The following is a 15,899-nucleotide window of genomic DNA, read 5'->3' as shown; positions in this document are numbered from 1 at the left end:
CTGAGCGGTTCCAAGTCGCGGTCAGCACGGCCAGACGATGGGCCGAACGCTACCGGCTCGAGGGCGAAGCTGGCATGCAGGATCGCTCCAGCCGCCCGCACACCAGTCCGGCACGCACCCCGCTACGGCGTGAACGTCGGATCATCGCACTACGAGTGAATTACCGGTGGGGGCCGGACCGTATCGGTTACAAACTGGGCCTGCATCCCTCGACAGTTCATCGTGTGCTCTCGCGCTACGGGCTATCGAAGCTTACCTGGCAGGACCGGGCCACGGGACGCACAGTACGCCGTTACGAACACGCCAACCCCGGGGACCTGATCCACGTGGACATCAAGAAACTTGGGCGGATTCCTGACGGTGGTGGCCATAAGGTCCTTGGTCGGCCGGCAGGGAAGAAGAACAAGGCTGGCACCCCCTCCAACCGGCGTCCTGGTTACGCGTACCTGCACAACGCGGTCGATGACCATTCTCGGCTGGCCTACACCGAGATCCTCACTGATGAGAAGCAGGAAACCGCAGCCGGGTTCTGGAAGCGGGCCAACGCATACTTTGACTCGGTAGGGGTCACGGTCAAACGCGTGATGACCGATAACGGCTCCTGTTACCGCTCAAAGATGTTTGCCGAAGCGTTGGGCCAGGCCATCAAACACCAGCGGATCCGGCCGTACCGTCCGCAGACCAACGGCAAAGTCGAACGGTTCAACCGCACGATGCTCGAAGAATGGGCCTACGCCAGGCCCTACGCCTCGGAAACCGAGCGGGTTAAAGCGTTCCATGGATGGCTACACGACTACAATCACCACAGAGGCCACACCTCACTCAAAGGTCGACCACCAGCCAGCCGCGTACCCAACCTCACTGGAGACTACAGCTAGGACGCCAAACAACGCAAGACGACCTGGGGCCGTGGATCCGTGTGGGGGTCCACGGCCCCAGGTTCATTTGCCGTACCGGCCCCGCGTGGGCAGCAAGCGCCGCCAAACGGGGTGTGAGTCAAATAAAAAGAGGCACCAACGCCCTGGCGTTGGTGCCTCTATTATTGGCGGGCTGTGCCGCCGTCAGGCCGTTGCGGCCAGCTGCCGGCTACGGCTGGTTCTGGCCGCCGTTGACGTGGATCGTGGACCCGACCACGTAGGAGGCGTCGTCGGAGGCCAGGAACACATAGGCCGGAGCCACCTCCACCGGCTGACCGGCACGGCCGAGCCAGGTATTGTGACCGAACTTCGGCAGCTTCTCGATGGGCTGGCCATCCGAGGGCTGCAGCGGCGTCCAGATCGGTCCGGGAGCCACCGCGTTCACGCGCACGCCGCGTTCGGCGGCCTGCTGCGCCAGACCCTTGGTGAAGTTCGAGATCGCGCCCTTAGTGGCCGCATAGTCCAGCAGGTGCGCGGAGGGTTCGAACGCCTGGATGGAGGTGGTGTTGATGATCGACCCACCCTCGCCCAGGTGCTTCAGGGCGGCCCGGCTGAGGGTGAACATCGTCAGGATGTTCACGTCAAAGGTCGCCTCCACCTGCTCATCGCTCAGCTGGTCGATGGACTCGATGCTGATCTGCTTGCCGGCGTTGTTCACCAGGATGTCCAGCCCGCCCAGGGCCTTGACCGCCTCGTCCACCAGCGAATCACGGTAGCTGCGGTCCCGCAGGTCACCGGGCAGGTGGTGCACCTCCACACCGGCTTCCTCCAGCACCTGCGCGATGCTCAGCGCGTCGCTTTCCTCCTGCGGCAGGTAGGCCAGCGCCACGTCGGCGCCCTCGCGGGCAAACGCGATGGCCACGGCCGCGCCGATGCCCGAATCACCGCCGGTGATCAGCGCGCGCTTGCCGGTGAGCCGGTCCCGGCCCTGGTAGGTGCGCTCGCCGTGATCGGCCAGCGGGATCATCTCGCTGTCCAGGCCCGGTTCGGGCTGACGCTGTTCGGGTGGGGAGATCTTCTCCTTGCCGGCGCGCTGGGCGCGGTCCCCGTCCCCGCCGCCGGAGGAGGTTTCCACGCCACCGGTGCCCACCGGCTCGTGCGGGGCGCCGGGTCCCGCCTGCTTGCGGCCGCTGTGACCGTCCCCGGTGCCGACCGGTTCGTTGTGCTGCGGCACGCCGGAGGTCGATTCCTCGTCGTCGTCGCGGTCGGTGTGGGCGGTGCCTACCGGCTCGTTGTGTTCGGCGCTGGACGTGGTGTCCTTGCTGCTGGTGTCGTTGGGAGTACCCACCGGTTCGGTGTGCTTCTGTGGATGTCCAGGGTTCTGGGACTGATCATGGGACATGATTGTTTCCTCCTGCTTTCGACATTCGACGGTAGGAGACCGCGCCGCCCCGGGCGACGTAGCCCCTGCTTCAATCCACAGTCTTACAGGCTTGCCCGGCGTCGACAGGCAGGGCAGGGTTTTCACGGAGAAAGCTCAGACGATACTCGGATTCGATTAAGGCATGCGGGATTTTGTTCTCACCGCGGGACAATACGACCGGCGACGGTGGCCTTCTCGGTGTTAGCTGGGATTTCCCGCAAAGCCGCACACACGCCCTGTTACCAGCCTGTGAGGTGGTCTAGCGTGATGCGAATAAGGGGCCTGCACCTTGCACGGACGAACGTCCGGGACGGTGAACCAGGGTCCACGGCGCAGGAGTGAACCGAGTAGGGGAGGATCCATGCCAGAGAACAAGGGCAACAGCCGCATCAAGGACGAGGAGCTCTACGAGGAGCTTCGCAAGGAGGGCAACTCCAAGCAGAAGTCCGCCCGCATCGCCAACGCCGCCGCCCGCGACGGGCGCTCGAAGGTGGGTGAACGTGGCGGGGAGTCCGGCAGCTACGAGGACTGGACCGTTCAGCAGCTGCGGGAGCGGGCGGCCGAAATCGGCGTTGATGGCCGTTCCAAGATGAAGAAGGACGAACTGGTCGAGGCCCTGCGCAATTCGTAGGGCTGCATCCAAGGAAAGGACTGGACCAATGAGTGATCGCAAATCTTCCGACGACTACCCACAGACCGACGAGCAGGATGCACGCCTGGCCGAACCGGTTGATCAGGAAACCACCGACCAGCAGGCCAGCACCGAGCGCGGCAAGCGCGGCGATGAGCAGACCGGGCCGGCCGGCAAGGGAGCCGACGAAGACGAACAGCGCTTCGACGCGGGATAGGCCGGCAACGGCCCCGCCACACACAACTTTGCACAAGGGAGAACCAATGTCAGACAGCCGTGGAGTATCTCGTCCGCAGAAGAAACGCCCCGGCGTGGGGCTCATGATCTCCGGTGCCATCATCGCGGTGGCCTTCGCCGCGTTCCTGATCTTCGCACCAGGAGCCGGCACCACCAACCCCAGCCCGCTGTGGATCGCCGTGATCTGGGGTGCGCTGATGTTCATCTACGGCGCGTTCCGGGCGATCCGCGGGCGTCACGCATTGGACCACCCGCGCGGCGGCACCAGCGTCGACGGCAAGTAGCCGCACACGCCCGGTGACTGCCGCCGCCGCAGCGCGGCGGTGAACCACACCGGACCGTGAAGAAACCAGCCAGGGGCTGCAGATCCCGTTCAAGGGAACTGCAGCCCCTGGTCTGTGGTCCGCCCGCTATCGGGGACCGGCGGGTGCCGCGCCCTCCAGGATGTGGCGCTGGGCGATGAAGAAGACGATGATCATGGGAATGGTGGCAATGACGCTGGCGGTGACGATCAGCTCCCAATGCCAGTTGCCCGCAAAACCAAACTGATCCACCAGGGCCTTCAGCCCGCGGGGGATCGTGAACGTGGTTTCATCGCGCAGGTAGATCAGCGGCCGCATCAGGTCCGTCCAGGCCGCCTGCGTCTCAAAGACCAAGGTCACCACGATCGCCGGCTTGCACAGCGGCAAGGCGAAGTTCCAGTACAGCCGCCAGTCGCTGGCCCCGTCCACGCGGGCCGCCTCGAAGACCTGCCGGGGCAGGCCCAGGAAGAACTGCCGGATCAGGAAAATGTAGAACGCCGAACCGAACAGGTTCTGCGCCCACAGCGGCGTCAACGTCCCCACCTGGCCCAGGGCATCCCAGATCAGGTACGTGGGAATCAGGGTGACCACCCCGGGCAGCATCATGGTGGCCAGAATCAGGAAGAACAGCGCGTCCCGGCCGGGGAAGCGGTAGTACGCGAACCCCCAGGCCACCAGGGAACTGCTGAACGTTACGGCCAGAGACGCCAGCACGGTCACCAGGATCGTGTTGCCCATCCACAGGGCCATCGGCGCCGACTGCCAAATGTCCAGGTAGTTCTGCAGTGTTGGGGTCGCGGGGATCAACCGGTTGTCGAAGACCTCTGACTGCGGTTTGAAGGAGGCCGAAAGCAGCCAGATCAACGGGTAGATGAACAGGCCCGTGGCGATCAGCAGGACCACCCAGGACAACAGCTTGCGCACCTTGCGCAGGGCCGTATGCTGCCCGGCCATCCCGCGCGGGGGGCCAGCGATGCTGCTGGTGCTGCGGATGCTAGCCACCGTCTTCTCCTTCGTAGTAGACCAGTTTCCGTCCGGCGAAGTACTGGATCATCGAAATCACCATGATCACCAGGAACAGCACCCAGGCCAGCGCCGAAGCGTAACCCATGTGCAGGTATTCGAAGGCCTGGCGGAACAGGTAGATGACGTAGAACAGGGCCGCGTCATTGCTGTAGGTCTGGTTGCCCGCCCCGAAGTATGCGGTATAGGCCTCGGTAAAGGTCTGCAGCCCCGCAATCGTGTTGACGATGACCAGGAAGAACAGGGTTCCGGAAATCATCGGCAGGGTGATGCGGGTCAGCCGCCGCCAGGCCCCGGCCCCGTCCAGCTTGGCCGCGTCGTACAGGTCCTGCGGCACCTGGTTCAGCGATGCCAGCAGGATCACCACCGATCCGCCCAGCGTCCACAGGCTCATCAGCACCAGGCCCGGGACCACCCAGCGTCCGTCGGTGGTCCACTGCGGGCCGGGGATTCCCACGGCCTCCAGCAGGACGTTGACCGCTCCGGTGTGCCCGTTGAACAGCAACAGCAACAGCACGCCCACCGCTACCGGCGGGGTCATGTTCGGCAGGTAGAACACGGTGCGGAAGAAGCCGCGGCCCCGGATCACCTGCTGCAGCAACAGCGCCAACGCCAGGGCCACCCCAATGTGCAGCGGCACCGAGAGCAGCGTGAAGTACATGGTGTTGCGCAGCGAGAGCAGCACCTTGGGGTCCTCGAAGAGCTCCCGGTAGTTGTCCATCCCCACAAACGACGGGTCGGTCAGCACGTCATAGTCGGTCAGGGACAGGTAGGCGGTGTAGATGATCGGCCAGGCGGTGAAGATCAAAAACCCCAGGATCCATGGGCTGATGAACACCAGCGCGGTCAGCGTGGTGCGCCGCCGCCGGGCCCGCCGGGTGGTTGCGGTTGCCATCGGGCAGCCCTACTGTTCCGAGCTGCTGGCCTGGGAATTGGCCTCCCACTCACTCCACGCCTGGTCCAGGGCCCGCTGGGCCTCGTCCTGCGCGGTTTCCAGCGAATCGGTGACCGACGCGTTGCCGCTGAGCACCCGGTTCACCGCGTCCAGCCACGCCTGCTTGAACTGTGCGTCGGCCGGCAGGGCCGGGATGGCGAAGGAGTGGTTGTTCGCTTCGTAGGACGCCTCCACGGCCTCGGCCCACGGGGAGGCCAGGTAGTCGTTGGTGTCCACGAACTGCTCCTTGATCTGCTCATCCGCCGTCCGGTTCGCGGTGAACAGGCCCGTGAACGGCTTCTGGTCCTTCACCCGGTCATCCGAGCGGGCCTTGGCCGCCGCCAGCCAGGTGTCGGTGGTGGTCATGGTCTTCAAAAAGCGGCAGGCGGCCTGCGGGTTGTCGCCCCCGCTGGGGACCGCCCAGGCCGAACCGGTGCCAAAGCTCATCGGCTCACCGGCGGAGGTCTTCATCGTGGTGAACGCCATCGGGGTATCAGGGGAAACGTCGTTGAGGATATTGACGTACCACTGCTCCATGGGCATCGCGCCCAGGGCGTTGGTGGCGAACTGGTTGCCCTTGCCGAAGAAGTCGGCGGAGTCACGCAGCGACTTGACGGTGCCAAAACCGTCCTGTTTTTCGTAGAGGTCGATGCCGAACTCCAGGGCGCTGACCACCTTCGGGTCGTTCAGCAGCGCGGTCCGCCCGTCCTCCGACACCAGGGCGGCACCCTCGCCCATGGCCCACAGCGGAAGGAATTCTGGAAGCTTCGGGTCGTAGCCGATGGCCGAGAGCTTGCCGTTCTTGTGCTGCATCATTTTCTCGGCGGCATCGGTGATCAGCTGCGGGTTGGACCCGTCGATGTCCTGCACGGACAGCCCGGCGGAGTTCAGCATTTCGGCGTTGGCCATGATGATCTGCACCTGGTTGAACTCCGGCACCCCGTAGACGTTCCCGTCGAAGGTGACCTGGGCCAGGGCCGACTCGCGGAAGTCATCGGTGTTGATGCCCTCACCCTCGATGCAGGTGTCCAGCGGCATGACCGCCTTGCGGGCGGCCATCGAACCCAACTCGTCCCGGTTGATGTAGATCAAATCCGGGGCCTTGCCGGCGGCAATGGCCGACAGCAGCTGCTGGGTGTCCAGTTCCCCGGCCGGGGCGCTGAGCGTGGCCGGCTTGATGGCCTCCTCGGCCAGGTCGGTGCGGGTGCTGGCCACCTCGTCGGCGTCCCGGTTGAAGCCCATCACATCCAGCTTGCCCTGAAGCTCGGCGTCGGAGGAGAACTCGATGCCTGGATCGTTGTTCTTGTCATTGGTGCTGCCCCGGGCGCAGCCGGTCACGGCGATGGCCGCGACACATGCCAGGGCCAGGGTGCGGACGGCCGGGTGCGCCGGCGGGCGAAGACCGGACGCCGGGGACGGGGAAGAAGAGCGTGACATCGTGACTCCCAGGTGCGCGTGAAGTAACCGGTGCTCAGCGACCGCGCCGGCAGATCCCGGCGCGGGAGCTGAACGTGGTCTCACGATAGAAGCGGTGCCCAGAGTAAGCCATGTCACACGATTTTTAACAGCAAGTACTCAGGTTTAGTGCCCGTTTCCTGGCGAGCGGCGCGCGGAGCGCGGCTATTCGCCGGACTCTTCGTCCTCTTCCTCCAGCTGCAGGTTGCGCCGCTCGTACTCGCGGTGGCTGAACGTCGCCTGGCGCACCGCCTGCTCATCATCGAAGCTCGAGCCGATGGCCCCGCCCATGGTGCCCAGGGATGCGGCCAGCCACGCCAGGTTCAGGTATTCGTCGAGGCTCGCCTCATGGCCCAGCTGTTCGGAGAGGAATTCAATGTCAATGACGGCCAGCGCACCGAGCAGCAGCACCCCGTAGAGCACCAGGTACATGGCGGCGGCCGCCAGCCCCACGGTGACCAGCGTGGCCACGTTGTACAGCACCCAGCGTTCGCGCCTGCGCACCCCGCGCGGGGACTCCCACAGGCGGTTGTGCATGATCAGCCAGGTGGTCAGCACCGCCAGCGAGGTCAGCGTGATCAGGGTCAGCCGGGCGGCGGAGAGGTAGTCGGCCATCTGCCAGATGCTGGTGTAGAACACGCCGAACGCGCCGGTGGCGGCGGCACCGGCCATGGCGGAGGACAGCCGCGGCACCAGGCGCCAGGGACGGTTGCTGCGCACCATCCCGAACACCAGCAGCAGCCGGCCCGAGAGCCCCTCCACCGTGGAGAAGCGGTCCTCCGGCTCCTGCTCGTGCACCACGCTGCCGGTCATTGACAGCAGCCGGTCGGGCATCTTCACCGAGGGCTCGGGGGTCTCGTTGTCCTCGTGCAGTTCCTTGATGGCCCGCAGGACCCAGTCGATCAGGGTGCGGCGCCGGGCCAGGCCCATCATCGGCACCACGATGGTCGCCACCCGATGGGCGCTGCTGACGATCATGCGCACCGGCCGGCCCTCGACGTACTGCGGGATGTCGGTCAGGTAGACCACGTAGTCCCAGCCCAGGCGCTTGCCCAGCGATTCGGCGTGGTCGTTGATCATCACCCGCCCGGCGGCCGAGACCGGCAACGACTGCCGGTCGCTGTCGATCTCCCACAGCTTGCCGCCCTCATCGCGGGTGTTCAGCGTGTGGCGCACCGGCTGCAGGACCCGGCCAGCCAGTGTCTGGGCGATTCCGGGATCGGCAAGCAGCCCCACCGTGTAATCCGGTTCCCGCTGCGGGCTCGCCTCGCCCTCGGACTTGTCCTCTGCGGCCATCTGTTCCTGCCTGTCGATCCCGCCGGTGCTCATGCGCCCCACTTTCCAAGGCGCCATCCGGCGGTGCTGGATATGGCACTGTGGTGGCCGGCCAGGGGCCGGGCCACCACAGTGCCTCGTAGTTGTTCAGTATGGGTCAAGCGGCTGTGTGCCTCCTAGTCCTGCGGTTGGGAAACACCGGAGACCATGTCACCGGTGCGCTCCTCGTCGTAGTAGCGGGCCACGTCGGCCTGGGCGAGCATGCCCACCAGCTTGTGCCCGTCAATGACCGGCAGGCGGCGTACCTGGTGCTGCTGCATGGTCTTGATGGCCTCCTCCACGGAGTCATCGGCGCCGATGGTCACCGGCTTGCCCTGGGCGTAGTCGGCGACCTTCACCCGCGAGGTCTCCACCCCGTCGGCCACACAGTTGATGACGATGTCGCGGTCGGTGATGGTTCCGGCCAGCCGCTCATCGCTGCCGCAGATCGGCAGCATGCCCACATCCAGCTGCCGCATGCGCTGCGCGGCGACCTGGATGGAATCCTGCTCGTTGACGCACTCGGCCGGAGAGGTCATGAGTTCTCGTGCGGTCACTGTTGCCATGGTCCTACTTCCTTCCTTTTCAGGGGAACGGAAGCCGGTCGGCTCCCTGAGTTGTCGATGCCCGCCGCCGCTGCCGATGCGCTGAAGCAAAATCCGCTGCGGCGGCATCCAGACACACCCCCAGCGTGGCCGCTGCCCGGGTCCAGCGGCAATGATTGCCAGCAACCTTTATGCCGTTACCGCCGGCGGGCCAAGCTGGGGGCCGGGCATTCTGTAAGAAACCGATTAAGCGTGTTCCCGCGCCACCGTGCGTGGTACTTGGTAGGGGGTCAGCTGTTGCGTGCGCGGCCGCTGGCACCCCACGTTCCCGAATCGAGGAAAGGCGGAACACCACATGGGTTTCATCGACAAGGCCAAGGATGCGGTGAAGGAAACCATCGACAAGATCAAGGACCCGGACCAGAACCTGGTGGAGAAGGCCTGGCCGGTTTCCGAGGGGAACCCGGACGTGGATGACCGTCCGGAGCCCGGGGAAGAGGATGACCCCACCGTGGGCATCGACCCGGACCTGGACCCCTCCGAGGGCGACCAGTACGACGACGAGCGCTAGGACCACCGCCGGCGGCGGCCACCGCCCGGCGAACCCCCGGCACCAGCCCAACCCAACCGAAAGGCAGGCATGAAGGCACTGACATGGCAAGGCAAACGCAAGATCGAGTACACCCAGGTCCCCGACCCGCAGCTGCAGCAGCCCACCGACGCGATCGTGCGGATCACCTCCACCGCGATCTGCGGTTCGGATCTGCACCTGTACGAACTGCTCGGCCCGTTCATGCAGGAGGGGGACATCATCGGCCACGAGCCCATGGGCGTGGTCGTTGAGGTGGGCAGCGAGGTGCACAACCTCAAGGTCGGGGACCGGGTGGTGATCCCCTTCAACATCGCCTGCGGCCACTGCTGGATGTGCGAGCATGGGCTGCAGTCCCAGTGCGAAACCACCCAGGTCAAGGACCAGGGCAAGGGGGCGGCGCTGTTCGGGTATTCGAAGATGTACGGGCAGGTGCCCGGCGGGCAGGCCGAACTGCTGCGGGTGCCGCACGCCGACTACGGCCCGATCGTGGTGGGCAACGAGCTGCCCGACCACCGCTACCTGTTCCTCTCGGACATCCTGCCCACCGCCTGGCAGGCCGTGCAGTACGCGCAGGTGCCCGACGGCGGGAGCGTGGCGGTCTTCGGGCTGGGGCCGGTCGGCCAGATGGCCTCCCGCATCGCCACCCACCTGGGCTACCGGGTCATCGGGGTGGACCCGGTGGCCGAACGCCGCGACATGGCCGCACGCCACGGGGTGGAAACCCTGAACTTCAAGTCCTCCAGCGCCAAGGAACTGGCGGAAATGACCGGTCGCGGACCGGATTCGGTCATTGACGCGGTGGGCATGGAGGCGCACGGTTCACCGGCAGCCTGGGTGGCGCAGCAGGCGACCGGCCTGCTGCCGGGTCCGGTGGCGGAACTGGCGATGAAGCATGCGGCGGTGGACCGCACCGCGGTGCTGCATTCGGCGGTGTCCTCGGTGCGCCGCGGCGGAACGATTTCCCTCAGTGGGGTTTACGGTGGGGCCGTGACCCCGATGCCGCTGCTGGAGATGTTCGACAAGCAGATCACCGTGAAGCAGGGCCAGTGCAATGTGCGGCGCTGGATCGATGACCTGCTGCCGCTGACCGAGGATTCAGCTGACCCGCTGGGCCTGGACGACCTGGTCACCCACACCGCCCCGCTCTCCCGCGGGCCGGAGCTCTATGAGACCTTCCAGAAGAAGAAGGACGGCTGCATCAAGGTGGTGCTAACGCCCTAGGGAACCACCGGGCCGAACGGTCCCGGAAGAGTGTTCAGGCGCTCTTCCGGGGCCGTTTGGTCTCTGTGGACTTCTTCGCGCTGGAGGTGGTGCCCTTTTTGGCCGCCGGTTTCTTGGCCGCCGTCTTTTTAGCGGCCGGCTTCTTCTCTGCCGACTTTTTGGTCTCCGTCTTCTTCTGCGCGGTTTTCTTCGCGGTGGATTTTGTGGTGCTGGTCTTCTCGTCCGAGGAGTTCTTGGCCGCTGTCTTCGTGGCCGTGGATTTCTTGGTGCCCTTGGTGGCTGTTTCCTTCTTGGCCGCCGTCTTCTTGCCGCCGGACCCCGAATCAGCGTCCTCATCCTCGGCCTCGGCGTCCTTGGCCGGCTTCGAGCGGGTGGCCGCCTTGGCCTTGCCGCCGCGCTTGGAATCGATGCTGCGCTTCAGCGCCTCCATCAGGTCAATGACCTCCCCGGAGGATTCGGTCTCGGCCGGGGCCTCACCGAACGTGGCGTCGGTGTCCAGCGCGTCCCCCTGCTTCAGTTTTTCGTCAATGAGGGTGCGCAGCTCGTTCTGGTAGTCGTCCTCGAACTGGCTCGAATCGAAATCCCCGGTGAACTGCTCCACCAACGCCGCCGACATCTTCAGCTCCTGCGGGGAAATCTTCGCCGCACCATGGGCGGCAGGGAAATCGGCTTCCCGCAATTCATCGCCCCACATCATGGACTGCAGCACCATGACATCGTCACGCACCCGCAGGACGCCCAGCCGGGTCTTCTGGCGCAGCGCGAACTTCACCACCGCCATCAGCTCGGTCTGCTCCAACGTGCGGCGCAGCAGCGCGTAGGCCTTGGGGGACTTGGAATCCGGTTCCAGGTAGTAGCTGCGCTCCAGGGTCAGCGGGTCAATCTGCTCTGCCGGAACGAACTGCACCACATCGATTTCGCGGCTCTTCTCCGAGGGCAGCGCATCCATTTCCTCGTCGGTGAGCACCACGGTCTGCTCACCGGTGTCGTAGGCCTTGTCGATGTGCTGATAGGTGATCTTCTTCCCGCACACCTCACAGCGCCGCTCGTAGCGGATCCGGCCGCCGTCCTTGTCGTGAACCTGATGCAGGTCAATGTCGTGGTCGCTGGCCGCACTGTAGGCCTTGACCGGCACGTTGACCAGCCCGAACGCAATAGAACCTGTCCAGATAGCACGCATAGGCATAGTCAAGCAGGAAGGCAGCGGCGCTGACTAGGGGGCGCAGCAAACTTCATGGTTCTTCCGCCATCACCCGGCCCGCTGTGCGCCGGCGGGGCGGCCAACCGCAAAGCTTGCCATGAGCGGTTGGGCACCGTCACCCGGCAGGGCACAGTGGGAAACAGCGGCACGGGCCTTGAGCAAGGAGCCGGGCCAACGCACGATGGCAGTAGCCGGCACGTGGGAAGCGTGCGGCAGATAAGGGAGGGACGCATGGCTCGGCGGGGCGGCGAACAGAGCGTGAGCATTGACGGACACACCCTGCGGGTCAGCAACCTGGACAAGGTGCTGTATCCGCAGACCGGGACCACCAAGGGTGAGGTGATCGACTACTACGCCCGGGTGGCGCCCACCCTGATCAGCTACGCGGCCTGGCGCCCGGCCACCCGCAAACGCTGGGTCGAAGGGGTCGGTACGGAGGACAAGCCGCTGCAGCCGTTCTTCCGCAAGGACCTGGAGGACTCGGCCCCCAGCTGGATTCCCACCGGGAAGATCCAGCATTCGGATCACGTGAACACCTACCCGCTGGTCAACGAACCGGCGGTCCTGGCCTGGCTCGGGCAGGTGGCCGCCCTGGAAATCCATGTCCCGCAGTGGCGCTTTGATCCCACCCTGAACCCGCAGAACCCGGACCGCATGGTGCTGGACTTGGATCCCGGGCCCGGGGCCGGACTGGCCGAATGCGTTCAGGTGGCCAAGTGGTGCCGGGAAATCCTGGAGGGGATGGGCATGCAGGCGCTGCCGGTGACCAGCGGGTCCAAGGGCATCCACCTGTATGCGCCGCTGGATGGCACCCATACTTCCGAGCAGATCTCCGCGGTCGCCCGTGAGATGGCCCGTTCCCTGGAGCAGGACCAGCCGGAGCTGGTGGTCTCGAACATGAAGCGCTCGCTGCGTGAGGGGAAGGTGCTTGTGGACTGGAGCCAGAACAACGCGGCCAAGACCACCATCTGCCCGTATTCGCTGCGCGGACGCGCCCACCCGACCGTGGCCGTTCCCCGGCACTGGGAGGAACTGGAGGATCCGGACCTGCGCCACCTGGAGTACCCGGAGGTGCTGCAGCGCCTGGAGGAGGGCAACGACCCGCTCACCCCGCTGGCCGATACGGCCAGCACGGATCGGCTGGCCACCTACCGCTCCATGCGCGATGCGGCCAAGACCCCGGAGCCGGTGCCCGAACCACGCACCAAGACCACGCTGCGCACGGTCGGGCAGCAGGCCACGTTCGTCATCCAGAAACACCAGGCCCGCCGCCTGCATTGGGATTTCCGGCTGGAACACGACGGGGTGCTGGTGTCCTGGGCGGTGCCCAAGGGACCGCCGCTGCGCCAGGGCGTGCACCGGCTGGCCGTCATGACCGAAGACCACCCGCTGGAATACGCCAGCTTCCACGGCAGCATCCCCAAGGGGGAGTATGGGGCGGGCACCGTGGAAATCTGGGACACCGGCACCTGCCGGATCGAGGAGTGGGAGGACGACAAGAAGGTCATCGCCGTGCTGGAGGGACGCCCCGACGGTGGGCTGGAGGGCGTACCGCGCCGCTTCGTGCTCATCCACGCGAAGAACATGGGTGGGGAGCGCAACTGGTTGCTGCAGCTGACCAAGGACCAGCCCTCCGAACACGAGCGGTCCGAACCGGAACCGAGCGAGGAACCAGACGCACCGGCTTCCCGCCCCAAGGCCCGGGCCACCCGCAAAACTAACGGCAACGGGCCGAGACCCGCGCAGCTGCCCGAACTGCGTCCGATGCTGGCCACCGCCGGAAGCCTGGGGGACATCGACCCGGACGAATGCTGGTCCTTTGAAATGAAATGGGACGGCTACCGCGCCCTGGTGGGCACCACCGGGGGAAAGCTGAGCATCACCAGCCGCAACGGCAAGGACCTGACCGAGCTGTTCCCCGAACTGGCTGAAATCACCGGGCTGGCCCCGCAGGGCAGCATCCTGGACGGGGAAATCGTGGCGTTGGATTCCACGGGGCGCCCCGACTTCGGGTTGCTGCAGCAGCGGCTGTCCAGCACCGCCAAGTCCTCGCGGTCCACCGCCAAGGCCCGCTCCGGTCCCGGGAAACCGGATGTGCACCTGATGCTCTTTGACGTGTTGGCATTGCCCGGTGAGGGTGGAGCGATGCAGGACCTGACCGATCAGGTCTACCAGGTGCGCCGCGAACGGCTGCAGCAGGCGGTGCGCGAAGGCCGTTTCATCCACATTCCACCGGCCCACCACGGGGCGGCGCCGGACGCGGTGGCCACCAGTGAAGAGCTGGGGCTGGAAGGCATCGTCGCCAAGGAATGCGACAGCAGCTATGAACCGGGCCGGCGCAGCCGCGAATGGATCAAGATCAAGCACCAGGCCCACCAGGAAGTGGTGGTGATCGGCTGGCGGCAGGGCCAGGGGGCGCGCAGCTCCAGCTTTGGCTCCCTGCTGCTGGCCATCCCCGACCAGCAGGGCACCTTGCACTACGCCGGGCGGGTGGGCACCGGGTTCCGCCAGGAACAGCTGACCCAGATTCGCGCCCGCCTTCAGAAGCTCACCCGCAAGACCCCGCCGGCCAAGGACGTGCCGGCCGCCGATCAGCGCGACGCCCACTGGGTCAGCCCGAAGCTGGTCGGCGAGGTGCAATACAGCGAGACCACCCGGGACGGGCGCCTGCGCCATCCGGTGTGGCGCGGCTGGCGCCCGGACAAGGACCCGGAGCAGGTCCGCCGCGAATAACCGCCCACTTATCGCTGGCTGGGATCTTGCTGGACGTCCTTGGGACTGAACCCGGCCAGATGACAGGGTGGTGGCAACCGGTGCGAAACGAACCGGACTCGATCACGGAAAGGAGAAGGACCATGCAAACTTGTGCCAATTGCGGAAACACGGCCCAGGACATGTTCAGTATCACCCGCGACGAGATGACCCGGCACTTTGACAGTTTTGAATGCGCGATCCACATGATGGCCCCGCGCTGCGCGCACTGTCAGTGTGCCATTCTCGGCCACCCGGTGCGCAAGGAGGGCGGAGCGTTCTGCTGCTCCCACTGCGCCGAGGGAAGCGAATCGTCGCAGGTGCCCACGCAGTAATCGCGAAGCACGGCGGCTGGCCGAAGCACCGAGGGCTTCTTCGCACCCAGCCACTATCCGCAACCACCAATTTCCAATTCACCAACCATCAGCAACAGCCCGCCACCGGCGGGAAGTAAGGGGATAGAAATGAAAATCCTGATCCGTCTGCTGAGTCTGGGAGTGTCGATGCTGGCCGGACTGGTCGGCACCAAGCTCATCAGCGCCGTCTGGCGCAAGGGCACCGGCGAAGAGCCGCCGAGCCCGGCCAACCCAAAGGAACAGCAGCAGGCCACCGTGCCCAAGCTGCTGGTCTTCGCCGCGATCTCCGGAGCGAGCGCCGCGGTCATCCAGGCCATCACCAAGCGCTGGACCGGCCAGCTGGAAGCCAAGGTCGGCTAGCCGGCCCGCGGGCCAGAGCCAACAGGAGGCAGCATGACACAGCTCAGTGGGGACTTCCGGCATCCGGCCTTGCTGCTCATCGACCTGCAGAACGCGTTCTTTGAGACCGAGGAGCTGGCCGCCAAGCGCGATCAGGTGGTGGCCAACTGCAATCGCCTGATCGCCGCCGCCCGCGAGGCCGGGGCACCGGTGATCAACGCCCGCACCGTGCACAAGCGCGACGGCTCCACCTGGACCCTGAAGATGCTGGAGGACGAACAGGGTTACCTGTTCGAGGGCACCGAGCAGGCCGAGAACCTGAGTGAACTGGACCTGGACGGGGCCATCAGCATCATCAAGCGGCGCGACAGCGTCTTTTGGAACACCGAACTGCTCACCCAGCTGCTGCAGCACCGGGTCACCTCGCTGATCATGGCCGGGGTGTCCTCGCACACCTGCGTGGCGGCCACCGCCTCGGACGCGTTCGCCGCGAACCTGGCCGTGGTCGTGGCCACCGACGCGGTGGCCTCCGAGGACCCGGATTTTGAGGATGTCACCCTGAAGCTGCTGCGCGAGCAGCACCGCCAGCGCCTGGCCGAAACCTCCTCCATTGTGCGCCTGCTCCAGGTCTCGCACACCCACCACAACGAATCGACCGACCCCAACCCGTTGGAGAATGCACCCACGAACACCGGGCGCGAACGAAAGGACTGAGGAC

Annotated in this window: 17 protein-coding genes; 10 read left to right on the top strand and 7 right to left on the bottom strand. The window is 65.8% G+C overall.

Translation table 11 applies throughout. From position 1 onward, the window contains the following. Positions 1-878, top strand: an 878-nt coding sequence (locus tag RCJ92_RS08185; RefSeq protein WP_446754286.1) for an IS481 family transposase, incomplete at its 5' end; no start/stop codon positions are given. Positions 879-1,086: 208 nt separating this feature from the next. Here RCJ92_RS08185 and RCJ92_RS08180 read toward each other — a convergent pair. Next, positions 1,087-1,992, bottom strand: coding sequence for an SDR family oxidoreductase (locus RCJ92_RS08180; protein ID WP_391495604.1), 906 nt, complete (start codon positions 1,990-1,992; stop codon positions 1,087-1,089). A 649-nt stretch (positions 1,993-2,641) separates the two neighbouring features. On the opposite strand from RCJ92_RS08180, the gene RCJ92_RS08175 reads away from it, so the two are divergent. Genes RCJ92_RS08175 through RCJ92_RS08165 form a run of 3 tightly spaced genes read left to right on the top strand, consistent with a single transcriptional unit; the run spans position 2,642 to position 3,432 of the window. Then, positions 2,642-2,911, top strand: a complete 270-nt coding sequence (locus RCJ92_RS08175; RefSeq protein ID WP_346922381.1) for a DUF7218 family protein — start codon at positions 2,642-2,644, stop codon at positions 2,909-2,911. A gap of 28 nt (positions 2,912-2,939) precedes the next feature. Then, positions 2,940-3,128, top strand: coding sequence for a hypothetical protein (locus tag RCJ92_RS08170; RefSeq protein ID WP_138927071.1), 189 nt, complete (start codon positions 2,940-2,942; stop codon positions 3,126-3,128). A gap of 46 nt (positions 3,129-3,174) precedes the next feature. Further along, a complete protein-coding gene (locus tag RCJ92_RS08165) occupies positions 3,175-3,432 on the top strand; it encodes a hypothetical protein (protein WP_138175949.1) in 258 nt (85 codons plus the stop codon). Between the two features lie 126 nt (positions 3,433-3,558). Here RCJ92_RS08165 and RCJ92_RS08160 read toward each other — a convergent pair whose 3' ends face one another. The 5 genes from RCJ92_RS08160 to RCJ92_RS08140 form a co-directional block, all read right to left on the bottom strand. Next, complete coding sequence (locus RCJ92_RS08160) at positions 3,559-4,452, bottom strand: carbohydrate ABC transporter permease (RefSeq protein ID WP_446754285.1); 894 nt, start codon at positions 4,450-4,452, stop codon at positions 3,559-3,561. After that, positions 4,445-5,368 (bottom strand): carbohydrate ABC transporter permease, encoded by a 924-nt coding sequence (locus tag RCJ92_RS08155; protein ID WP_138175951.1) that lies wholly within the window; start codon positions 5,366-5,368, stop codon positions 4,445-4,447. The genes RCJ92_RS08160 and RCJ92_RS08155 overlap by 8 nt, the downstream gene beginning before the upstream one ends. Positions 5,369-5,377: 9 nt before the next feature. After that, positions 5,378-6,844, bottom strand: a complete 1,467-nt coding sequence (locus tag RCJ92_RS08150) for an extracellular solute-binding protein (RefSeq protein WP_446754284.1) — start codon at positions 6,842-6,844, stop codon at positions 5,378-5,380. A gap of 183 nt (positions 6,845-7,027) precedes the next feature. Then, on the bottom strand, positions 7,028-8,191 hold the full coding sequence (locus RCJ92_RS08145) for a hypothetical protein (RefSeq protein ID WP_343833662.1): 1,164 nt from the start codon (positions 8,189-8,191) through the stop codon (positions 7,028-7,030). A gap of 122 nt (positions 8,192-8,313) precedes the next feature. Continuing rightward, entirely contained in the window at positions 8,314-8,742 is a 429-nt protein-coding gene (locus RCJ92_RS08140; protein ID WP_054821703.1) for a CBS domain-containing protein, read from the bottom strand. Positions 8,743-9,076: 334 nt separating this feature from the next. Here RCJ92_RS08140 and RCJ92_RS08135 point away from each other — a divergent pair, with 334 nt between their 5' ends. Both RCJ92_RS08135 and RCJ92_RS08130 read left to right on the top strand, forming a co-directional pair. Beyond that, positions 9,077-9,292 (top strand): hypothetical protein, encoded by a 216-nt coding sequence (locus tag RCJ92_RS08135; RefSeq protein ID WP_054821704.1) that lies wholly within the window; start codon positions 9,077-9,079, stop codon positions 9,290-9,292. Positions 9,293-9,361: 69 nt separating this feature from the next. Continuing rightward, positions 9,362-10,534, top strand: a complete 1,173-nt coding sequence (locus tag RCJ92_RS08130; RefSeq protein ID WP_343833659.1) for an alcohol dehydrogenase catalytic domain-containing protein — start codon at positions 9,362-9,364, stop codon at positions 10,532-10,534. Positions 10,535-10,568: 34 nt separating this feature from the next. Here RCJ92_RS08130 and ku read toward each other — a convergent pair whose 3' ends face one another. Further along, on the bottom strand, positions 10,569-11,714 hold the full coding sequence (ku, locus tag RCJ92_RS08125) for a non-homologous end joining protein Ku (RefSeq protein ID WP_343833657.1): 1,146 nt from the start codon (positions 11,712-11,714) through the stop codon (positions 10,569-10,571). Positions 11,715-11,966: 252 nt separating this feature from the next. Here ku and RCJ92_RS08120 point away from each other — a divergent pair, with 252 nt between their 5' ends. The 4 genes from RCJ92_RS08120 (at position 11,967) to RCJ92_RS08105 (ending at position 15,895) form a co-directional block, all read left to right on the top strand. Further along, positions 11,967-14,468 (top strand): ATP-dependent DNA ligase, encoded by a 2,502-nt coding sequence (locus RCJ92_RS08120; RefSeq protein WP_343833655.1) that lies wholly within the window; start codon positions 11,967-11,969, stop codon positions 14,466-14,468. 161 nt (positions 14,469-14,629) lie between these two features. After that, positions 14,630-14,821 (top strand): hypothetical protein, encoded by a 192-nt coding sequence (locus RCJ92_RS08115; RefSeq protein ID WP_306420721.1) that lies wholly within the window; start codon positions 14,630-14,632, stop codon positions 14,819-14,821. A gap of 129 nt (positions 14,822-14,950) precedes the next feature. After that, on the top strand, positions 14,951-15,202 hold the full coding sequence (locus RCJ92_RS08110) for a DUF4235 domain-containing protein (protein ID WP_054821171.1): 252 nt from the start codon (positions 14,951-14,953) through the stop codon (positions 15,200-15,202). Between the two features lie 33 nt (positions 15,203-15,235). Next, the gene (locus RCJ92_RS08105; RefSeq protein WP_343833652.1) at positions 15,236-15,895 is read left to right on the top strand and encodes a cysteine hydrolase family protein; all 660 of its coding nucleotides are present in this window, start codon (positions 15,236-15,238) and stop codon (positions 15,893-15,895) included. Positions 15,896-15,899 lie beyond the last annotated feature (4 nt).

The organism is Glutamicibacter sp. BSL13 (assembly GCF_052928425.1).
The sequence above is the reverse complement of the archived record's forward strand: the minus strand, read 5'-3'. Positions and strand labels throughout refer to the sequence as shown.

Bases quoted from the DNA above. Each gene is read 5' to 3' on its own strand.
- RCJ92_RS08130 (WP_343833659.1), top strand. From the start codon at position 9,362: ATGAAGGCACTGACATGGCAAGGCAAACGCAAGATCGAGTACACCCAG.
- RCJ92_RS08105 (WP_343833652.1), top strand. From the start codon at position 15,236: ATGACACAGCTCAGTGGGGACTTCCGGCATCCGGCCTTGCTGCTCATC.
- ku (WP_343833657.1), bottom strand. From the start codon at position 11,714: ATGCGTGCTATCTGGACAGGTTCTATTGCGTTCGGGCTGGTCAACGTG.
- RCJ92_RS08110 (WP_054821171.1), top strand. From the start codon at position 14,951: ATGAAAATCCTGATCCGTCTGCTGAGTCTGGGAGTGTCGATGCTGGCC.
- RCJ92_RS08140 (WP_054821703.1), bottom strand. From the start codon at position 8,742: ATGGCAACAGTGACCGCACGAGAACTCATGACCTCTCCGGCCGAGTGC.
- RCJ92_RS08165 (WP_138175949.1), top strand. From the start codon at position 3,175: ATGTCAGACAGCCGTGGAGTATCTCGTCCGCAGAAGAAACGCCCCGGC.
- RCJ92_RS08120 (WP_343833655.1), top strand. From the start codon at position 11,967: ATGGCTCGGCGGGGCGGCGAACAGAGCGTGAGCATTGACGGACACACC.
- RCJ92_RS08150 (WP_446754284.1), bottom strand. From the start codon at position 6,844: ATGTCACGCTCTTCTTCCCCGTCCCCGGCGTCCGGTCTTCGCCCGCCG.
- RCJ92_RS08170 (WP_138927071.1), top strand. From the start codon at position 2,940: ATGAGTGATCGCAAATCTTCCGACGACTACCCACAGACCGACGAGCAG.
- RCJ92_RS08135 (WP_054821704.1), top strand. From the start codon at position 9,077: ATGGGTTTCATCGACAAGGCCAAGGATGCGGTGAAGGAAACCATCGAC.
- RCJ92_RS08115 (WP_306420721.1), top strand. From the start codon at position 14,630: ATGTTCAGTATCACCCGCGACGAGATGACCCGGCACTTTGACAGTTTT.
- RCJ92_RS08145 (WP_343833662.1), bottom strand. From the start codon at position 8,191: ATGAGCACCGGCGGGATCGACAGGCAGGAACAGATGGCCGCAGAGGAC.
- RCJ92_RS08175 (WP_346922381.1), top strand. From the start codon at position 2,642: ATGCCAGAGAACAAGGGCAACAGCCGCATCAAGGACGAGGAGCTCTAC.
- RCJ92_RS08155 (WP_138175951.1), bottom strand. From the start codon at position 5,368: ATGGCAACCGCAACCACCCGGCGGGCCCGGCGGCGGCGCACCACGCTG.